General features: G+C 55.1%; 15 protein-coding genes. 10 read left to right on the top strand and 5 right to left on the bottom strand.

Annotated elements, in window-relative coordinates; all coding sequences use genetic code 11:
* Nucleotides 1–17 precede the first annotated feature (17 nt).
* A complete protein-coding gene (locus F3J31_RS08440) occupies nucleotides 18–1,127 on the top strand; it encodes a YcbX family protein (protein ID WP_167212486.1) in 1,110 nt (369 codons plus the stop codon).
* Here F3J31_RS08440 and zapC read toward each other — a convergent pair.
* Nucleotides 1,124–1,666, bottom strand: coding sequence for a cell division protein ZapC (gene zapC / locus F3J31_RS08435; RefSeq protein WP_032651189.1), 543 nt, complete (start codon nucleotides 1,664–1,666; stop codon nucleotides 1,124–1,126). The genes F3J31_RS08440 and zapC overlap by 4 nt on opposite strands.
* Nucleotides 1,667–1,832: 166 nt before the next feature.
* The gene (gene pyrD / locus F3J31_RS08430) at nucleotides 1,833–2,843 is read right to left on the bottom strand and encodes a quinone-dependent dihydroorotate dehydrogenase (protein ID WP_167212483.1); all 1,011 of its coding nucleotides are present in this window, start codon (nucleotides 2,841–2,843) and stop codon (nucleotides 1,833–1,835) included.
* Nucleotides 2,844–3,091: 248 nt separating this feature from the next.
* On the opposite strand from pyrD, the gene ssuE reads away from it, so the two are divergent.
* From ssuE to ssuB, 5 genes are read left to right on the top strand one after another with little or no spacing between them, the layout of a single operon-like run.
* Nucleotides 3,092–3,667: an NADPH-dependent FMN reductase gene (ssuE, locus tag F3J31_RS08425; protein ID WP_008499940.1), complete on the top strand. Its 576-nt coding sequence runs from the start codon at nucleotides 3,092–3,094 to the stop codon at nucleotides 3,665–3,667.
* A complete protein-coding gene (locus F3J31_RS08420; RefSeq protein ID WP_048027225.1) occupies nucleotides 3,660–4,622 on the top strand; it encodes a sulfonate ABC transporter substrate-binding protein in 963 nt (320 codons plus the stop codon). The genes ssuE and F3J31_RS08420 overlap by 8 nt, the downstream gene beginning before the upstream one ends.
* Nucleotides 4,619–5,764, top strand: a complete 1,146-nt coding sequence (gene ssuD, locus F3J31_RS08415; RefSeq protein WP_167212481.1) for an FMNH2-dependent alkanesulfonate monooxygenase — start codon at nucleotides 4,619–4,621, stop codon at nucleotides 5,762–5,764. Before F3J31_RS08420 ends, ssuD begins: the two co-directional genes overlap by 4 nt.
* 9 nt (nucleotides 5,765–5,773) lie before the next feature.
* Complete coding sequence (gene ssuC / locus F3J31_RS08410; protein ID WP_023311016.1) at nucleotides 5,774–6,565, top strand: aliphatic sulfonate ABC transporter permease SsuC; 792 nt, start codon at nucleotides 5,774–5,776, stop codon at nucleotides 6,563–6,565.
* On the top strand, nucleotides 6,562–7,332 hold the full coding sequence (ssuB, locus tag F3J31_RS08405; RefSeq protein WP_048027219.1) for an aliphatic sulfonates ABC transporter ATP-binding protein: 771 nt from the start codon (nucleotides 6,562–6,564) through the stop codon (nucleotides 7,330–7,332). Before ssuC ends, ssuB begins: the two co-directional genes overlap by 4 nt.
* Before the next feature lie 94 nt (nucleotides 7,333–7,426).
* Here ssuB and pepN read toward each other — a convergent pair whose 3' ends face one another.
* Nucleotides 7,427–10,039, bottom strand: coding sequence for an aminopeptidase N (gene pepN, locus F3J31_RS08400; RefSeq protein WP_167212478.1), 2,613 nt, complete (start codon nucleotides 10,037–10,039; stop codon nucleotides 7,427–7,429).
* 254 nt (nucleotides 10,040–10,293) lie between these two features.
* On the opposite strand from pepN, the gene pncB reads away from it, so the two are divergent.
* From pncB to F3J31_RS08380, 4 genes are all read left to right on the top strand, one after another.
* On the top strand, nucleotides 10,294–11,496 hold the full coding sequence (pncB, locus tag F3J31_RS08395; protein WP_167212475.1) for a nicotinate phosphoribosyltransferase: 1,203 nt from the start codon (nucleotides 10,294–10,296) through the stop codon (nucleotides 11,494–11,496).
* Nucleotides 11,497–11,662: 166 nt separating this feature from the next.
* Nucleotides 11,663–13,063: an asparagine--tRNA ligase gene (gene asnS, locus F3J31_RS08390; protein ID WP_023615887.1), complete on the top strand. Its 1,401-nt coding sequence runs from the start codon at nucleotides 11,663–11,665 to the stop codon at nucleotides 13,061–13,063.
* Between the two features lie 606 nt (nucleotides 13,064–13,669).
* Nucleotides 13,670–14,773, top strand: coding sequence for a porin (locus tag F3J31_RS08385; RefSeq protein WP_047651295.1), 1,104 nt, complete (start codon nucleotides 13,670–13,672; stop codon nucleotides 14,771–14,773).
* A gap of 184 nt (nucleotides 14,774–14,957) precedes the next feature.
* Entirely contained in the window at nucleotides 14,958–16,148 is a 1,191-nt protein-coding gene (locus F3J31_RS08380) for an amino acid aminotransferase (RefSeq protein ID WP_167212472.1), read from the top strand.
* Nucleotides 16,149–16,196: 48 nt separating this feature from the next.
* Here the strand turns inward: F3J31_RS08380 and F3J31_RS08375 are convergent, their stop codons facing one another.
* A complete protein-coding gene (locus tag F3J31_RS08375; RefSeq protein WP_157188860.1) occupies nucleotides 16,197–16,844 on the bottom strand; it encodes an MBL fold metallo-hydrolase in 648 nt (215 codons plus the stop codon).
* Nucleotides 16,845–16,864: 20 nt separating this feature from the next.
* Nucleotides 16,865–17,416 carry a YcbK family protein gene (locus tag F3J31_RS08370; protein ID WP_014169403.1) on the bottom strand — a complete coding sequence of 184 codons (552 nt, stop codon included), beginning with the start codon at nucleotides 17,414–17,416 and terminating at the stop codon, nucleotides 16,865–16,867.
* Nucleotides 17,417–17,568 lie beyond the last annotated feature (152 nt).

Raw genomic sequence — 17,568 nt, 5'->3', positions numbered from 1 at the left:
ATTCGAGGGAGTGTGCAGTGGCGACGTTATCCAGGCTTTTTATTCATCCGGTGAAATCCATGCGCGGCATCGGCGTCTCTCACGCGCTGGCCGACATGAGCGGATTTGCCTTTGATCGTATTTTTATGGTCACCGAGCCTGACGGTACGTTCATTACCGCACGCCAGTTCCCTCAGATGGTTCGCTTTACCCCTTCCCCGCTTCACGACGGTTTGCACCTTACCGCACCGGACGGTTCCAGCGCGGTGATTCGCTTTGCTGATTTTGCGCCCGTCGATGCGCCAACGGAAGTGTGGGGTAATCATTTTACCGCGCGCATCGCCCCGGATGAGATTAACCGCTGGCTGAGCGACTTCTTTTCCCGTGACGTGCAGCTGCGCTGGGTTGGGCCTGAACTGACGCGTCGCGTAAAGCGCCACGACGCCGTTCCTCTCTCCTTCGCCGATGGCTTCCCGTTCCTGCTGACCAACGAAGCCTCGCTGCGTGATCTACAAGGCCGCTGCAAAGCCAGCGTTCAGATGGAACAGTTCCGTCCGAACCTGGTGGTGACGGGTGCAGAGGCCTGGGACGAAGATACCTGGAAAGTGATCCGCATTGGCAGCGTCATTTTTGACGTGGTGAAGCCGTGCAGCCGCTGCATTTTCACGACGATCAGCCCGGAGAAAGGCCAGAAGCACCCTTCCGGCGAACCGTTGAAGACGCTGCAGTCATTCCGCACCGCGCAGGATAACGGTGATGTCGATTTCGGCCAGAACCTGATCCCGCGCTCCAGCGGCGCGATCCGCGTTGGTGATGAGGTAGAAGTGCTCGCCCGTGGGCCAGCAAGGGTGTACGGCTCGGGTCAGGAAGAGGAGTTTGTCGACGTTGAGACAAACGTCGCCGCTGCGGTAGAGATTCACTGGCAGGGCAACGTGATCCGGGGTAATAACCAGCAGGTATTGCTTGAGCAGCTGGAACAAGCAGGGATCCGCATCCCCTATTCCTGTCGCGCGGGAATTTGCGGATGCTGCCGCATCAGGCTGGTGGATGGCGAAGTGAGTGCGTTGAAAAAATCGGCAATTGGAAATGACGGCACAATTCTGTGCTGCAGCTGCGTCCCGAAAACGTCCGTACAGCTGGAAGCTTAAACCGCCTGCTCGAGGCTGAAGGCATCCACGCGAAGCTGGGGCTTCAGCCTGTCGTTCATAACCTTAATGGCATCCCCAAGCTGCATTGTCCGCCCGGCAATCGTCACGCCGGGCTGGGCCAGCAAACAGAGCGCGGCATTTTCGCCGGGCTCCACCACCAGCAGGCTCACCTCTTCTGCGGTATCGCTCAGATTGACGCTGGCCGCATCACCCGTTGCCGGGGTCCAGTTCATGCCGTGCGGCAGGAAATGCCAGCTCTTTGGCATTTGCGGTTTCAGGAAACGGATAGCCACCAGCGCATTTAATACCAGTTCGGCACGCTGCTCTTTCGAGAGCACCAGATCGCGACATTTTTCCTCAAAGGAGAAATACAGCGCCGCGTCATCAACGCAAAAGCCTGACGGGGAAAAGGCGTCCGGGGTTAACATTCGGCGGGCAAAACGAGAGCGAAACAACATGCCATTGGCTAAGTCGAGCATCATTCGGTCATGCTCGTCGCAAAAATACCAGCGCCAGTTATCGTCAGGTTTAATTCGCATGTTTCTCTCCCGTCCCCGAAACGTCCTGTACTAAAAATGTCCTGATCGCCGCTTCGTTTATAACACCATTAATAAAAGACTATAATGTCTAAATAAGCAACAGTGACGGAATATAAAACAACCAGGGCTGGAAATAAAGCCCTGGTTGTCTGATTAAGAGAAAAGATTAGATATGAGTAACGATTTCTTTAATCAGCGGCGGCCCTTTAAAAATAAAGCCGGAATAGATTTGCACCAGTGATGAACCCGCTGCCATCTTCTCGCGCGCAGCAATCACCGAGTCAATGCCACCGACGCCAATAATCGGCAGACGGCCATTTAATTCCGCAGACAGCGCGCGAATAATTTCGGTGCTTTTTAATTGCACCGGACGGCCGCTTAACCCACCCGCTTCGTCACAGTTTTTCATTCCCTGCACGAGGGAGCGATCGAGGGTGGTATTGGTCGCAATCACACCATCAATATTATGACGAACTAAACTGTCGGCAACCTGGATCAATTCTTCGGCAGAAAGATCCGGCGCGATCTTAACCGCGACCGGAACATATTTATGGTGGATCGACTGGAGTTCATTTTGTTTATTTTTAATGGCACTCAGAAGATCGTCCAGCGCCTCACCATATTGTAAGGATCGCAGCCCCGGGGTATTGGGAGACGAAATATTCACCGCAATATAACCGGCATAGGCGTAGACTTTTTCCATACAAATCAGATAGTCATCTTTACCCTGCTCGACTGGCGTGTCTTTATTTTTGCCGATATTGATGCCCAGAATTCCGTCAAAGTGGGCTTTTTTAACGTTCTCAACGAGATGATCAACACCGTGGTTATTGAAGCCCATGCGGTTGATCAGCCCTTCGGCTTCCACCAGTCGGAACAGGCGCGGCTTGTCATTTCCCGGTTGCGGGCGCGGAGTAACGGTGCCGATTTCAATGGAGCCAAAGCCCATCGCGCCCAGGGCATCAATGCACTCGCCGTTTTTGTCCAGACCGGCCGCCAGACCCAGCGGATTTTTAAAGGTCAGCCCCATGCACTGCACAGGTTTTACCGGCACATGCTGGCGCACCAGCGCGGCCAGAGGCGTTCCGGTAATACGACGTAATTGCTGGAATGTCAATTCATGAGCGCGCTCAGGGTCGAGCTGGAAAAGGGCTTTACGAACGAAGGGGTAGTACATGAACTCTCCTGGATTCCCGGTGTGCAAACCGGGAGGGGATTATGGGCGATCCCGGCGCGAAAGGGAATTGACCTGCGGCAAAAAATCAGCGTAAAACGCAATCGTTTACCTCCCCGTCTATTTCTTATGCACTTTTTCGCATTTTAATTGCAGATAAATCATTTAGTGGAATAAACGCGCGGTGTCACACTCCTTAAAATTGTTATGAATGTTAGATAAAAGCAAACAATTAGTTATAAGGAGGAAGTATGCGCGTCATTACCCTGGCCGGAAGTCCACGATTCCCGTCACGCTCCAGCGCCCTGCTGGAATATGCCCGTGAAAAACTGAATGCTCTGGATGTGGAAGTGTGCCACTGGAACCTGCATAACTTCGAACCTGAAGATTTGCTCTACGCCCGTTTCGACAGCCCCGCGCTGAAAACCCTCATTGAGCAACTTAACGGCGCGGACGGCCTGATCGTGGCAACGCCCATTTATAAAGCCTCTTTTTCCGGGGCGCTGAAAACCCTGCTCGATCTGCTTCCGGAACGCGCGCTGGACGGAAAGGTGGTGCTGCCGCTGGCAACGGGCGGTACGGTTGCCCATTTACTGGCCGTGGATTACGCCCTGAAGCCGGTGCTGAACGCGCTGAAAGCGCAGGAGATCCTCCACGGCGTTTTCGCCGATGACTCACAGGTTATCGACTATCAGCACAAACCCCACTTTACGCCCAACCTGCAAACCCGCCTCGATAACGCTCTGGAAACCTTCTGGCATGCCCTGCATCGCCGGGATATCCAGGCTCCGGCGTTTGGTCAGCCTCAAGGAGTCGCCCATGTTTAAAATCTTAACCCGCATCGGACTGGCCGGTTTGATGGCATTTACCTCGCTGGCCCATGCCGCAGAAACGGCTCCGGAAAGCTTACGTATCGGCTATCAGAAAGGCAGCGTCAGCATGGTGCTGGCAAAAAGCCACCAGCTTCTGGAAAAACGCTTCCCGGACACCAAATTCTCCTGGGTGGAGTTCCCTGCCGGCCCGCAGATGCTGGAGGCCCTTAACGTGGGCAGTATCGATCTCGGCAGCACGGGCGATATTCCGCCAATATTTGCCCAGGCGGCGGGAGCAGACCTCGTCTATGTAGGCGTTGAGCCGCCCAAGCCGAAGGCCGAGGTGATCCTGGTGCCTGAAAACAGCGATATCAAAAGCGTCGCCGATCTCAAAGGCCATAAGGTCGCATTCCAGAAAGGTTCCAGTTCACACAACCTGTTGCTGCGTGCCCTGCAAGAGGCCGGGCTCAAGTTCACTGACATTCAGCCTGTTTACCTGACGCCTGCCGACGCGCGCGCCGCGTTCCAGCAGAAGAACGTTGATGCCTGGGCCATCTGGGATCCGTACTACTCCGCCGCATTACTGCAGGGCGGCGTTCGCGTGCTGAAAGACGGTACCACGCTGAAGCAAACCGGCTCGTTCTATCTGGCCGCGCGCCCTTATGCGGAAAAGAACGGCGCATTTATTCAGGGCGTGCTGGATACCTTTACCCAGGCCGATGCCCTGACTCAGAGCCAACGTCAGGAGAGCATTGCCCTGCTGGCGAAAACCATGGGCTTACCTGAGCCGGTGATCGCGAGCTATCTCAACCACCGTCCGCCGACCACCATTACGCCCGTTGACGCGCACGTCGCCGCGCTTCAGCAGCAAACGGCCGACCTCTTCTATCAAAATCACCTGGTTCCAAAACAGGTCACTATTCGCGAACGCATCTGGCAACCCGCAGGCAAAGAAGGAGCTAAATCATGAGTCTGAATCTTTTCTGGTTTTTACCCACCCACGGTGATGGACACTATCTTGGCACAGAAGAGGGTTCACGCCCGGTTGACCATGGCTACCTGCAGCAGATTGCTCAGGCAGCAGACCGAATCGGTTTCACCGGGGTGCTGATCCCAACCGGACGGTCATGTGAAGATGCGTGGCTGGTCGCCGCGTCGATGATCCCGGTCACCCAGCGTCTGAAGTTCCTGGTCGCGTTACGCCCGAGCGTCGTCTCCCCTACCGTGGCGGCACGTCAGGCGGCAACGCTGGACCGACTGTCCAACGGCCGCGCCCTGTTTAACCTGGTGACGGGCAGCGATCCGCAGGAGCTGGCGGGCGACGGCGTGTTCCTCGACCATACCGAACGCTACGAAGCCTCCGCCGAGTTCACCCGCGTCTGGCGACGTCTGCTGGAAGGGGAAACCGTCACCTTTGAAGGCAAGCATATTCACGTTCGCGACGCGAAGCTCTACTTTCCGCCGGTGCAGCAGCCGCGCCCGCCGCTCTATTTTGGCGGGTCGTCGGATGTGGCGCAGGATCTGGCAGCAGAGCAGGTCGATCTCTATCTGACCTGGGGCGAACCGCCTGAGCTGGTGAAAGAAAAAATTGCCCAGGTTCGCGCAAAGGCGGCCGCCCATGGCCGCAAAGTGCGCTTCGGTATCCGTCTGCATGTGATTGTGCGCGAAACCAATGAAGAAGCCTGGCAGGCGGCGGACCGCCTGATCTCCCATCTGGATGATGAAACGATCGCCAGAGCCCAGGCCGCATTTGCCAAAACCGACTCCGTCGGGCAGCACCGGATGGCCTCCCTGCACAATGGCAAGCGCGAGAATCTGGAGATCAGCCCGAACCTGTGGGCAGGCGTCGGTCTGGTGCGCGGCGGTGCAGGCACAGCGCTGGTCGGCGACGGCCCGACCGTGGCCGCGCGTATCAATGAATACGCCGAACTGGGCATCGACAGCTTTATTCTCTCCGGTTATCCGCATCTGGAAGAGGTGTACAAGGTGGGCGAACTGCTGTTCCCGCACCTGGATGTCGCCATTCCGGAGGTGCCACAGCCGCAGCGGCTTCAGCTTCAGGGCGAAGCCGTGGCGAACGAATTCATTCCACGCAAAGCCGCACAGAGCTAAGGAGTGACCATGTCTGCCACCTCACAAAAATGGCTGCTGCGCGCCGCACCGTGGTTTTTACCCGTCGGCATTGTGGCGCTCTGGCAGCTCGCATCGTCTACCGGCTGGCTGTCGAGCCGCATTCTGCCCTCTCCGGAGGGCGTTGTAGAAGCGTTCTGGTCGCTGAGCGTTAGCGGAGAGCTGTGGCAGCACCTGGCGATCAGCTCCTGGCGCGCCGTGATCGGGTTTTCCATCGGCGGCAGCATCGGGCTGGTCCTGGGCCTGATCAGCGGCCTTTCACGCTGGGGTGAACGGCTGCTGGATACTTCTATCCAGATGCTGCGTAATGTGCCGCATCTGGCGCTGATCCCGCTGGTCATTTTGTGGTTTGGAATTGATGAGAGTGCCAAGATCTTCCTCGTGGCGCTGGGCACGCTGTTCCCGATTTACATCAATACCTGGCACGGCATCCGCAATATCGATCGCGGTCTGGTGGAGATGGCGCGCAGCTACGGCTTATCGGGTTTTTCCCTCTTTATTCATGTGATTCTGCCGGGCGCCCTGCCCTCCATTATGGTCGGTGTGCGTTTTGCGCTCGGCCTGATGTGGCTGACGCTGATTGTGGCGGAAACCATCTCAGCTAACTCCGGGATTGGCTACCTGGCGATGAACGCCCGTGAATTCCTGCAAACGGACGTGGTGGTGGTTGCCATTATTCTTTATGCCCTGCTCGGCAAACTCGCTGACGTCAGTGCCCAGTGGCTGGAGCGCAGCTGGCTGCGCTGGAACCCGGCCTATACCCTTCAGGAGGCGAAAGCATGAATACGGCACGACTGAATCAGGGGACCCCGTTACTGCTGAACGGCGTCACCAAACGCTACGGCGAAAACACCATTCTTAACGGGCTGGATCTGCATATTCCCGCTGGACAGTTTGTGGCCGTTGTCGGGCGCAGCGGCGGCGGCAAGAGTACACTGCTACGGCTGCTGGCCGGACTTGAAGCCCCCAACGGTGGCGACATTCTGGCAGGGACAACGCCGCTTGCGAATATCCAGGACGATACCCGCATGATGTTCCAGGACGCGCGGTTGCTGCCGTGGAAAACGGTTATCGACAATGTCGGGCTCGGCCTTAAGGGCAGCTGGCGGGATGAAGCCCGCCAGGCGCTGGCCGCCGTTGGGCTGGAAAATCGCGCCGATGAGTGGCCTGCTGCCCTTTCGGGTGGACAGAAGCAGCGCGTGGCGCTGGCGCGGGCGTTAATTCACCGTCCGGGCCTGCTGTTGCTCGATGAACCGCTGGGCGCGCTCGACGCCCTGACGCGAATCGAAATGCAGGATTTAATTGGATCCCTTTGGCAGGCGCACGGCTTTACGGTACTGCTGGTGACGCATGACGTGAGTGAAGCCGTCGCAATGGCCGACCGGGTGCTGTTAATAGAGGAAGGGAAAATCGGTCTGGATCTGACGGTGGATCTTCCGCGGCCTCGTCGCGTGGGTTCGGCAAGACTGGCGGAGCTGGAGGCTGAGGTATTGGATCGGGTGATGAAGCGAGGGGAAACGGAGTTGCGGCGAGTTAAGGCTAATGTCTGATACCCTCATCCCACGGGGAGAAAGAGAAAACACTAAAAACGGCAACCGAGGTTGCCGTTTTGCTTTTACCTGCCCACCGGGCTTTTTTTCTACATCACGCTAAGGCTTTAGCAATCTTCTCGTACAGATCGCCAGACAGGTTTTCCAGCCCTTTCAGTTGCTCAAGCGCAGCACGCATCTTCGCCTGACGCTTCGCATCGTAGCGTTTCAGACGGATCAGCGGCTCAATCAGACGCGACGCCACCTGCGGGTTACGGCTGTTCAGCTCGGTCAGCATTTCCACCATGAACTGATAACCGCTGCCGTCTTCGGCGTGGAACGCGGCCGGGTTGCTGCTGGCAAACGCGCCAATCAGCGAACGCACGCGGTTTGGGTTGCTCAGGGTAAAGGAGCGATGCTTCAGCAGGCTGCGCACGTTGCTGAGCGCATCGGCCGCCGGGCTGGTCGCCTGCAGGATGAACCACTTGTCCATCACCAGGCCATCCTGATGCCACTTGTCGTCGTACTCCTGCATCAGCGCATCGCGGCACGGCAGTTCGGCGGCAACGCTTACGCCCAGCGCAGCCAGCGCGTCGGTCATGTTATCCGCTTCGTGATACTGCTTGCTCACCAGGGTGTTCGCCAGCTCGGTTTCACCAAACGCCAGATAGCGCAGGCAGGTGTTGCGCAGAGAACGTTTGCCGATGTCCGCGTGCTCAACGCGATAAGCGTCAAGCTTGTTGGCGTTATAAATGGCGAGGAACTCGTCCGCCAGCTCAGCAGCCAGCGTACGGGTCAGCGCTTCACGCACCGCCACGATCGCGATCGGATCGATAATCTCGAACAACTCCGCGATTTCCGTTGCTGACGGCAGGGTCAGAATTTCAGCGGCGAGCGCCGGGTCAATCTTCTCATCCAGCAGGATCGCGCGGAACGCGTCAGCGACGTGAACAGGCGGCGACAGCGGCTGGCCCTGCTGATGACGGTTGACGTTGAGCTTGATGTAGGTCGCCAGCAGGCTTTGTGCGGCATCCCAGCGGGAGAAGTCGTTACGCGCGTGACGCATCAGGAACGTCAGTTGCTGATCGCTCCACTTGTACTCCAGCTTCACCGGCGCGGAGAATTCACACAGCAGCGCAGGCACCGGCTGGAAGTAGACGTTATCGAAGATAAAGGTCTGCTCGGCCTGGGTCACGTTCAGCACGTGGTGTACCGGGTGACCGCCCTTCTGCAGTGGAATGACTTTGCCTTCGTTATCGTACAGCTCAATGCTGAACGGAATATGCAGCGGATATTTCTCTTCCTGCTCTGCCGTCGGCGGCGTGCGCTGGCTGATGGTCAGGGTGTACTGCTCGGTCTCTGGATTGTAATCGTCTTTGACGGTAACAATCGGCGTACCGGCCTGGCTGTACCAGCGGCGGAAGTGGGAAAGATCGACATTAGAGGCATCTTCCATTGCCTGCACAAAATCGTCGCAGGTGGCCGCGCTGCCGTCATGACGCTCGAAGTAGAGCTGCATCCCTTTCTGGAAGTTCTCTTCACCCAGCAGAGTGTGGATCATGCGGATAATTTCAGCGCCTTTCTCATACACCGTCAGGGTGTAGAAGTTGTTCATTTCGATGACTTTATCCGGACGGATCGGATGCGCCATTGGGCTGGCATCTTCCGCAAACTGCAGGCCGCGCATGGTACGCACGTTGTTGATGCGGTTCACCGCGCGTGACCCCAGATCGGAGCTAAACTCCTGGTCACGGAAGACGGTCAGGCCCTCTTTCAGGCTCAGCTGGAACCAGTCGCGGCAGGTGACGCGGTTACCGGTCCAGTTGTGGAAATATTCGTGGCCGATGACGCGTTCGATATCGAGATAATCTTTATCGGTGGCGGTATCGGTGCGCGCCAGCACGTATTTGGAGTTAAAGACGTTCAAGCCTTTGTTTTCCATTGCGCCCATGTTGAAGAAATCAACGGCGACGATCATATAGATGTCGAGGTCATATTCGAGGCCGAAGCGCTCTTCATCCCACTTCATGGAGTTGATGAGCGAGGTCATCGCCCACGGCGCGCGGTCCAGGTTACCACGGTCAACAAACAGCTCCAGCTCCACCTCGCGGCCTGAGCGCGTTTTGAAGGTGTCGCGCAGCACGTCGAAATCGCCCGCCACCAGCGCAAACAGGTAGCACGGTTTCGGGAAGGGATCCTGCCACTGAACCCAGTGACGGCCATTATCCAGCTCGCCTTCACCTACGCGGTTGCCGTTGGAGAGCAGGAAGGGATACAGGGTTTTATCGGCGATGATCTTGGTGGTGAAGCGCGCCAGGACATCCGGGCGGTCGAGATACCAGGTAATGTGGCGGAACCCTTCCGCTTCACACTGGGTACACAGCGCCACGCCAGACTGGTACAGCCCTTCCAGCGCGGTATTGGCGGCCGGGCTGATTTCATTCACGATGCGCAGCGTAAACTGATCCGGCAGGTTGTCGATGACCAGCTGGTTGTTTTCTTCTTTATAGTCCGACCAGGCTTCATCATTAATATGCAGGGAGACCAGCGTCAGGTCTTCGCCATCCAGACGCAGCGGCACGGCAGTTGCGCTGTGGCGCGTCACCTGACTCACCGCCGTGACAACGGTTTTAGTGGCATCCAGGTCAAAAGTCAGATCGATTTCGCTAATCAGATAATCCGGCGCACGGTAGTCGTGGCGGTATTTGGCTTGTGGCTGTTGTGTCATAGAAAACCTTATGCATCGTTTGTCGAGTAACGTTTCAATATATTCCTGTTGCGCAAAACGCGCTATGCAGAATGTTCATCTTTTCAGGGTCAACACCTTTTTTTGCTACATTTGTATAACACGGGGCACAAAATGCCCTCGACCATAAAACGCGCTTATGTTGTGATCGGGGTTCAATAAATCACTAAACAAGGTATACTCCGGAGTTGTTTATTGTACTAAACGCTCCTGTGAGAGGATGCTACTGCGCACCTATGACTCAATTCGCTTCTCCAGTTCTGCATACGTTGCTGGATACCGACGCGTATAAACTGCATATGCAGCAAGCCGTTTTCCACCATTACTATGACGTTCATGTCGCGGCGGAATTCCGCTGCCGTGGCGACGACTTGCTCGGTATCTACGCAGACGCCATTCGTGAACAGGTCAATGCTATGCAGCATCTGACGCTGCAGGACGAGGAATATCAGTGGCTTTCTGGCCTGCCTTTCTTCAAAGCCGACTACCTGAACTGGCTGCGCGATTTCCGCTATAGACCGGAGCAGGTCACCGTGGTTAACGATAACGGCAAGCTGGATATTCGCCTTGAAGGTCCGTGGCGGGAAGTGATCATGTGGGAAGTGCCGCTTCTGGCGGTGATCAGCGAACTGGCTCACCGCTATCGCTCACCGGAAACGGGCGTAGCGCAGGCGGTCGCCTCGCTGGAAAACAAGCTCGCTGACTTCTCCACGCTGACCGCAGGGCTGGACATGTCCCGCTTCTGCCTGATGGACTTTGGCACCCGTCGCCGTTTTTCGCGCGACGTCCAGGAGGCCATCGTTAAACGTCTGCAACAGGAGCCATGGTTCGTGGGCACCAGTAACTACGATCTGGCCCGCCGCCTCAACCTGACGCCAATGGGTACCCAGGCACACGAGTGGTTCCAGGCGCATCAGCAGATCAGCCCTGACCTGGCAAACAGCCAGCGCGCGGCACTGGCCGCATGGCTTGAGGAGTACCCGAATCAACTCGGGATCGCCCTCACCGACTGTATTACGATGGATGCCTTCCTGCGCGACTTTGGACCTGAATTTGCGGAGCGTTATCAGGGGCTACGCCACGATTCAGGGGATCCGATTGAGTGGGGCGAGAAGGCCATTGCCCATTACGAGAAACTGGGCATTGACCCGATGAGCAAGGTGCTGGTCTTCTCCGATAACCTCGATCTGGCGAAAGCCGTCGAACTCTATCGCCATTTCAACGCCAGAGTGAACCTGAGCTTCGGGATTGGTACCCGGTTAACCTGCGACATTCCTCAGGTAAAACCTCTGAATATCGTGATAAAACTGGTGGAATGTAACGGCAAGCCGGTGGCGAAACTCTCCGACAGCCCGGGCAAAACCATCTGCCATGACAAGGCGTTTGTCCGCGCATTGCGCAAAGCCTTCGATCTTCCTCAGATCAAAAAAGCCAGTTAAGCGCTTAAGGGAGCCGTCATGGCTCCCCTCTTCTTATTTATTTCTCAATTCTTCTCTTTTGACTGCGAAATTTACTTGTCTGATAGCGGATGGCAGGTAACATAGATATCCCCCCATAAGGGTGGACAAGTGTTTATTTTTTCCGACTATTAACAGAGAGAATATTATGAGCGTTGTGCCTGTAGCCGACGTACTCCAGGGCCGTGTCGCCGTTGACCAGGAAGTCACTGTGCGCGGATGGGTGCGTACCCGCCGAGATTCTAAAGCTGGCATCTCCTTCCTTGCCGTCTATGACGGTTCCTGCTTTGATCCTGTACAGGCCGTCATTAATAATTCTCTGCCCAATTACAATGATGACGTTCTGCACCTGACGACGGGCTGTTCCGTTATTGTCACCGGCGTGGTCGTGGCATCCCCGGGTCAGGGTCAGAGTTTCGAAATTCAGGCTTCTGCCATTGAAGTCACCGGCTGGGTTGAAGATCCGGATACCTATCCGATGGCGGCTAAACGTCACAGCATTGAGTATCTGCGTGAAGTGGCGCACCTGCGTCCACGTACCAACCTGATTGGTGCGGTTGCTCGCGTACGTCATACGCTGGCGCAGGCGCTGCATCGTTTCTTCGATGAGCAGGGTTATTTCTGGGTGTCTACCCCGCTGATCACCGCGTCCGATACGGAAGGCGCCGGTGAGATGTTCCGCGTCTCAACGCTGGATCTCGAAAACCTGCCGCGCACCCCGGAAGGTAAAGTGGACTATGACAAAGACTTCTTTGGTAAAGAGGCCTTCCTGACCGTATCCGGTCAGCTCAACGGCGAAACGTACGCCTGCGCGCTGTCTAAAATCTACACCTTTGGCCCTACCTTCCGTGCCGAAAACTCCAACACCAGCCGTCACCTGGCGGAATTCTGGATGCTGGAGCCTGAAGTGGCGTTCGCCAACCTGGACGATGTTGCGGGTCTGGCGGAAGCGATGCTGAAGTATGTCTTCAAAGCGGTGCTGGAAGAGCGTCCCGACGACATGAAATTCTTCGCCGAGCGCGTTGACAGCGACGCAGTAGCCCGTCTGGAGCGCTTCGTCTCTGCCGATTTTGCGCAGGTGGACTACACCGACGCGGTGGCGATCCTCGAGAAATGCGGTGAGAAGTTCGAAAACCCGGTTTACTGGGGCGTAGACCTGGCGTCTGAGCACGAGCGCTATCTGGCCGAGAAGCATTTCAAAGCGCCGGTTGTCGTTAAAAACTATCCGAAAGACATTAAGGCCTTCTATATGCGCCTTAACGAAGACGGTAAAACCGTGGCGGCGATGGACGTCCTGGCGCCGGGCATCGGTGAAATCATCGGTGGTTCACAGCGTGAAGAGCGTCTTGACGTGCTGGACGCGCGTATGGAAGAGATGGGTCTCAACCCTGCGGACTACAGCTGGTACCGCGATCTGCGTCGTTACGGTACCGTACCGCACGCTGGTTTTGGTCTGGGCTTCGAGCGTCTGATCGCCTACGTGACCGGTGTGCAGAACGTTCGTGACGTGATTCCGTTCCCACGTACACCACGTAACGCCAGCTTCTAATCGGTAAAAGACTAAAATGGCCAGCTTGTGCTGGCCATTATTTTATTCTGCATTGTCAGTTTTCGTCAGCGCAAAGTCAGCTTCTTTAAACCATCACCCCGTCACAATCCCTGGTTGTTACGTTTTATTTCCACGAAATATCCAGCCACAAAAAATAAACCCCATTCTTATTGCGATTATTACATTCTTAAGCGATAGCATAAATTTCAACCAGCTTTACAGCCGTCCAGAAGGCTTTTCGGCGCCATAAGAAAAAACGAGTCGTTTAGCGTCTGTTTATATGAAATGCCTTTATCCAAATTAATCATAAGGAATTCATATATATAGGATATGTCCTGTCGCTTAATTCGCCAGGGCGCTCTGAAGTTTGAGGTGGTTCACAAAGTTCCCAAAAATACACACTTAGTTACACATATTTTCTTTTGGTTACCCAATCTTGAGAATTGTAGCACTTTCAGGCTAGCGAAACGCTTCGGCGAATGGAAAGATGCCTGTCAGATACATAAAGACACCAAACTCTCATCAATAGTTCCGGAAATATTTATTGACAGAATTTATTGACGGCAGTGGCGAGTGTCATAAAAAAACCAATGAGGGTAATAAATAATGATGAAGCGCAATATTCTGGCAGTGGTAATCCCTGCCCTGCTGGTAGCCGGCGCAGCGAACGCTGCAGAAATCTATAACAAGAACGGCAACAAACTGGACTTCTACGGTAAAGTTGTGGGCGAACACGGCTTCACCACTTCTGGCGTACACAAAAACGCTGACTCCTCTTATGGCCAGATCGGCTTCAAAGGCGAAACTCAGATCAATGATCAGCTGACCGGTTACGGCCAGTGGGAATACCGTGCACGCGCCGGTGCAGCTGAAGGTGACCAGACTAACGTAACTCGTCTGGCTTTCGCTGGCCTGAAAATCGCTGACGCGGGTTCTCTGGACTACGGTCGTAACTACGGTATCGTGTATGACGTAGAATCCTACACCGATATGGCTCCATCCTTCTCTGGCGAAACCTGGGGTGGCGGTTATGTTGATAACTACATGACCAGCCGTTCTACTGGCCTGCTGACCTACCGTAACAACAACTTCTTCGGTCTGGTTGATGGTCTGAACTTTGGCGTTCAATACCAGGGTAAAAACGATCGTAAAAACCTGAATGAAGCAAACGGCGACGGCGTTGGCCTGTCACTGGGTTACGAGTTCGGTGAAGGCTTCGGTCTGATCGGTGCCTACAGCACCGCTAACCGTACGCTTGAGCAGAAAAAAGATGGTAAAGGCGATAAAGCTGAATCCTGGGCTGTTGGCGCAAAATACGACGCAAACAACATCTACCTCGCGACCGTTTATGCGGAGACTCGCAACATGAGTCGCTTGGGTAACAGCGGCGAAAACTATGTTCCGAATGATGATGGTAATGTTTATAACATTGCTAACAAGACTCAGAACTTCGAAGTTATCGCTCAGTACCAGTTCGACTTCGGCCTGCGTCCTTCCGTTTCTTACGTTCAGTCCAAAGGTAAAGACCTGAACGGCATCGGCGACCGTGACCTGGCGAAATACATCACCACTGGTGCGACTTACTACTTCAACAAGAACTTCAACGTGTACGGTGACTACCGCTTCAACCTGCTGGACGACAAAGATGCGTCCACCAGCTGGGTTGGCTCTGACAACCAGGCTACCGTTGGCGTAACCTACCAGTTCTAATCAGTACACCACTTTGTTATATGCTTAATGAACAGGGCTTCGGCCCTGTTTTTTTATGCCTGACAGAAAATAATGGCGACTTTTGAAAAGCCGCACGCTTTTCGTCACAAACGGTTGGCATTTTGTAAATCTACCGTTAACCTGATAGCGGATTTCACTTCTGTAATCACAATGGAACTTCGTCATGTTTGAGAACATTACCGCCGCTCCTGCCGACCCGATTCTGGGCCTGGCCGATCTGTTTCGTGCCGACGACCGCCCTGGCAAAATCAACCTGGGTATTGGTGTATATAAAGATGAAACCGGCAAAACTCCGGTACTGACCAGCGTCAAGAAAGCTGAGCAGTATCTGCTGGAAAACGAAACCACCAAAAACTACCTCGGTATTGATGGTATCCCTGAATTTGGTCGCTGTACCCAGGAGCTGCTGTTCGGTAAAGGCAGCGCAATTGTGAGTGACAAACGTGCCCGTACAGCACAGACTCCGGGCGGTACCGGTGCGCTGCGCGTGGCGGCGGATTTCCTTGCGAAAAACACCTCTGTTAAGCGCGTATGGGTAAGCAACCCAAGCTGGCCTAACCACAAGAGCGTTTTTAACTCTGCGGGTCTGGAAGTGCGTGAATACGCCTACTACGACGCAGCAAACCACTCTCTGGACTTTGACGGCCTGCTGGCAAGCCTGAGCGAAGTGCAGGCGGGTGACGTGGTGCTGTTCCACGGCTGCTGCCACAACCCAACCGGTATCGATCCAACGCTTGAGCAGTGGGAACACCTGGCGAAGCTGTCTGTAGAGAAAGGCTGGCTGCCTCTGTTTGACTTTGCCTACCAGGGCTTCGCCCGTGGTCTGGAAGAAGATGCTGAAGGCCTGCGCGCGTTCGCCGCCGTGCATCAGGAGCTGATCGTTGCCAGTTCCTATTCCAAGAACTTTGGTCTGTACAATGAGCGTGTAGGTGCCTGTACGCTGGTTGCGGCTAACGATGAGACCGTCGATCGCGCGTTCAGCCAAATGAAATCCGTTATCCGCGCTAACTACTCTAACCCGCCGGCTCACGGTGCATCTGTCGTTGCGACTATCCTGAGCAACGATGCGCTGCGCGCCATCTGGGAACAAGAGCTGAACGATATGCGTCAGCGTATTCAGCGCATGCGCCTGCTGTTTGTGAACACCCTGGCGGAGAAAGGCGCGGATCGCGACTTCAGCTTTATCATCAAACAGAACGGCATGTTCTCTTTCAGCGGCCTGACCAAAGAGCAGGTTCTGCGTCTACGTGAAGAGTTCGGCGTGTACGCCGTGGCGTCTGGCCGCGTGAACGTTGCAGGCATGACGCCTGACAACATGGCGCCGCTGTGCGAAGCGATTGTCGCCGTACTGTAATTTGCGCCTATAAAAAAGCCTGCATTATGCAGGCTTTTTTTATGCGGGTTACCAGACAGGCATTTCATCCTGAAGGAACGGATTATGGAGCCGTTCATAGCCCAGCGTCGACATCGGACCGTGCCCAGGGATAAACGTCACATCATCACCCAGCGGCAATAACTTCTGTTTAATCGACTGAATCAGCTGTCCGTGATCGCCGCGCGGAAAATCGCTGCGTCCTACGCCACCTTTGAAAATCACATCGCCGGAGATCAGCAGACGGGACTGGTCATCAAAGAAGACGATATGGCCTGGCGTATGCCCAGGACAATGCAACACCTGTAAAGTCACATTCCCTATGCTAACGCGCTCTCCTTCATTCAGCCAGCGATCGGGCGTCAGGGGCAGACACTCATCAAGGCCAAACATGCGGCTTTGGGCAGGTAACCCCTGCAGCCAGAACTCATCTTCTTTTTCCGGACCGACAATCGGCACGCCGTAGTGTTCAGCCAGTTCAGCCGCTGCGCCCACATGGTCGAGGTGACCATGTGTTAGTAAAATCTGCATGAGCGTCACGCCGCTGTCGGCGACTTCCTGCTTGATCTTCTCAGCGTCACCGCCGGGATCGACAAGCGCGGCCAGTTTAGTCTGTTCGCACCAGATGAGTGAACAATTCTGGGAGAACGCGGTAACCGGAATAATACGATAGTTCATACTGCTCCTGTGTTTCGTTATTACCAGTGCCGAACCGGACCGGTATCAATATGCACAAAGTTGCTGCTGGGGTAATATCCTACACCACCTGCGCGCATAGATAACGCAGCTTTGCGAATATTGGCTAACGAAACGCCCTCAATATGGAAATCCATTGCCTGGCCCTTCGTGTGATAGCTTTTTTTCGCTACCCCGCGACTGTGGGCGCGCAGTTCATTATTGGTATCAACCGAGCGATAACCAGAAATAAGCTGCACCGGCTTGCTGGTACCCAGCAGGCCCTGAAGGCGGAAAAGCTGATCAAACAGTCCTGGGTCGATGGCTTTAATTTTATTCGCGCGGAAATCACGGAAAAAATGGTTAAGTCTTGCTAATTCATCCTGAATATAGCCTCTGCCATCGAAGAACTCCGCTTTTAACGACTCACCGGTATGAAGATTGTTGAGCGTTAAAACTCGCGGACGAGGTGTCGAGAGGGTGGCAAATGCTGGCGTCGGCAAGATGGCCGCTGCGCCAAGCGCAACACCACCTAACGCCAGCAGTTTGCGGCGATTAGCGTCAAATTTGTCCATGATAATCAGGTCTACAGGTAAAAGAAATCGTAATATGCTTAGCGCACGAAGGGCACCTTAACTGGCAAAACCGGGTACGTCAAGGCGCCCAACCCCAGTGCATACGCGGCTTGCAGCGATATAGCCCCTTATTCACCCTAACTTACGACAAT

The organism is Enterobacter sp. Acro-832 (genome assembly GCF_011752745.1).
Lineage (GTDB): Bacteria > Pseudomonadota > Gammaproteobacteria > Enterobacterales > Enterobacteriaceae > Enterobacter > Enterobacter quasiroggenkampii.
Note: the sequence above shows the minus strand (reverse complement) of the source record. Positions and strands in the feature narration are given on the sequence as shown.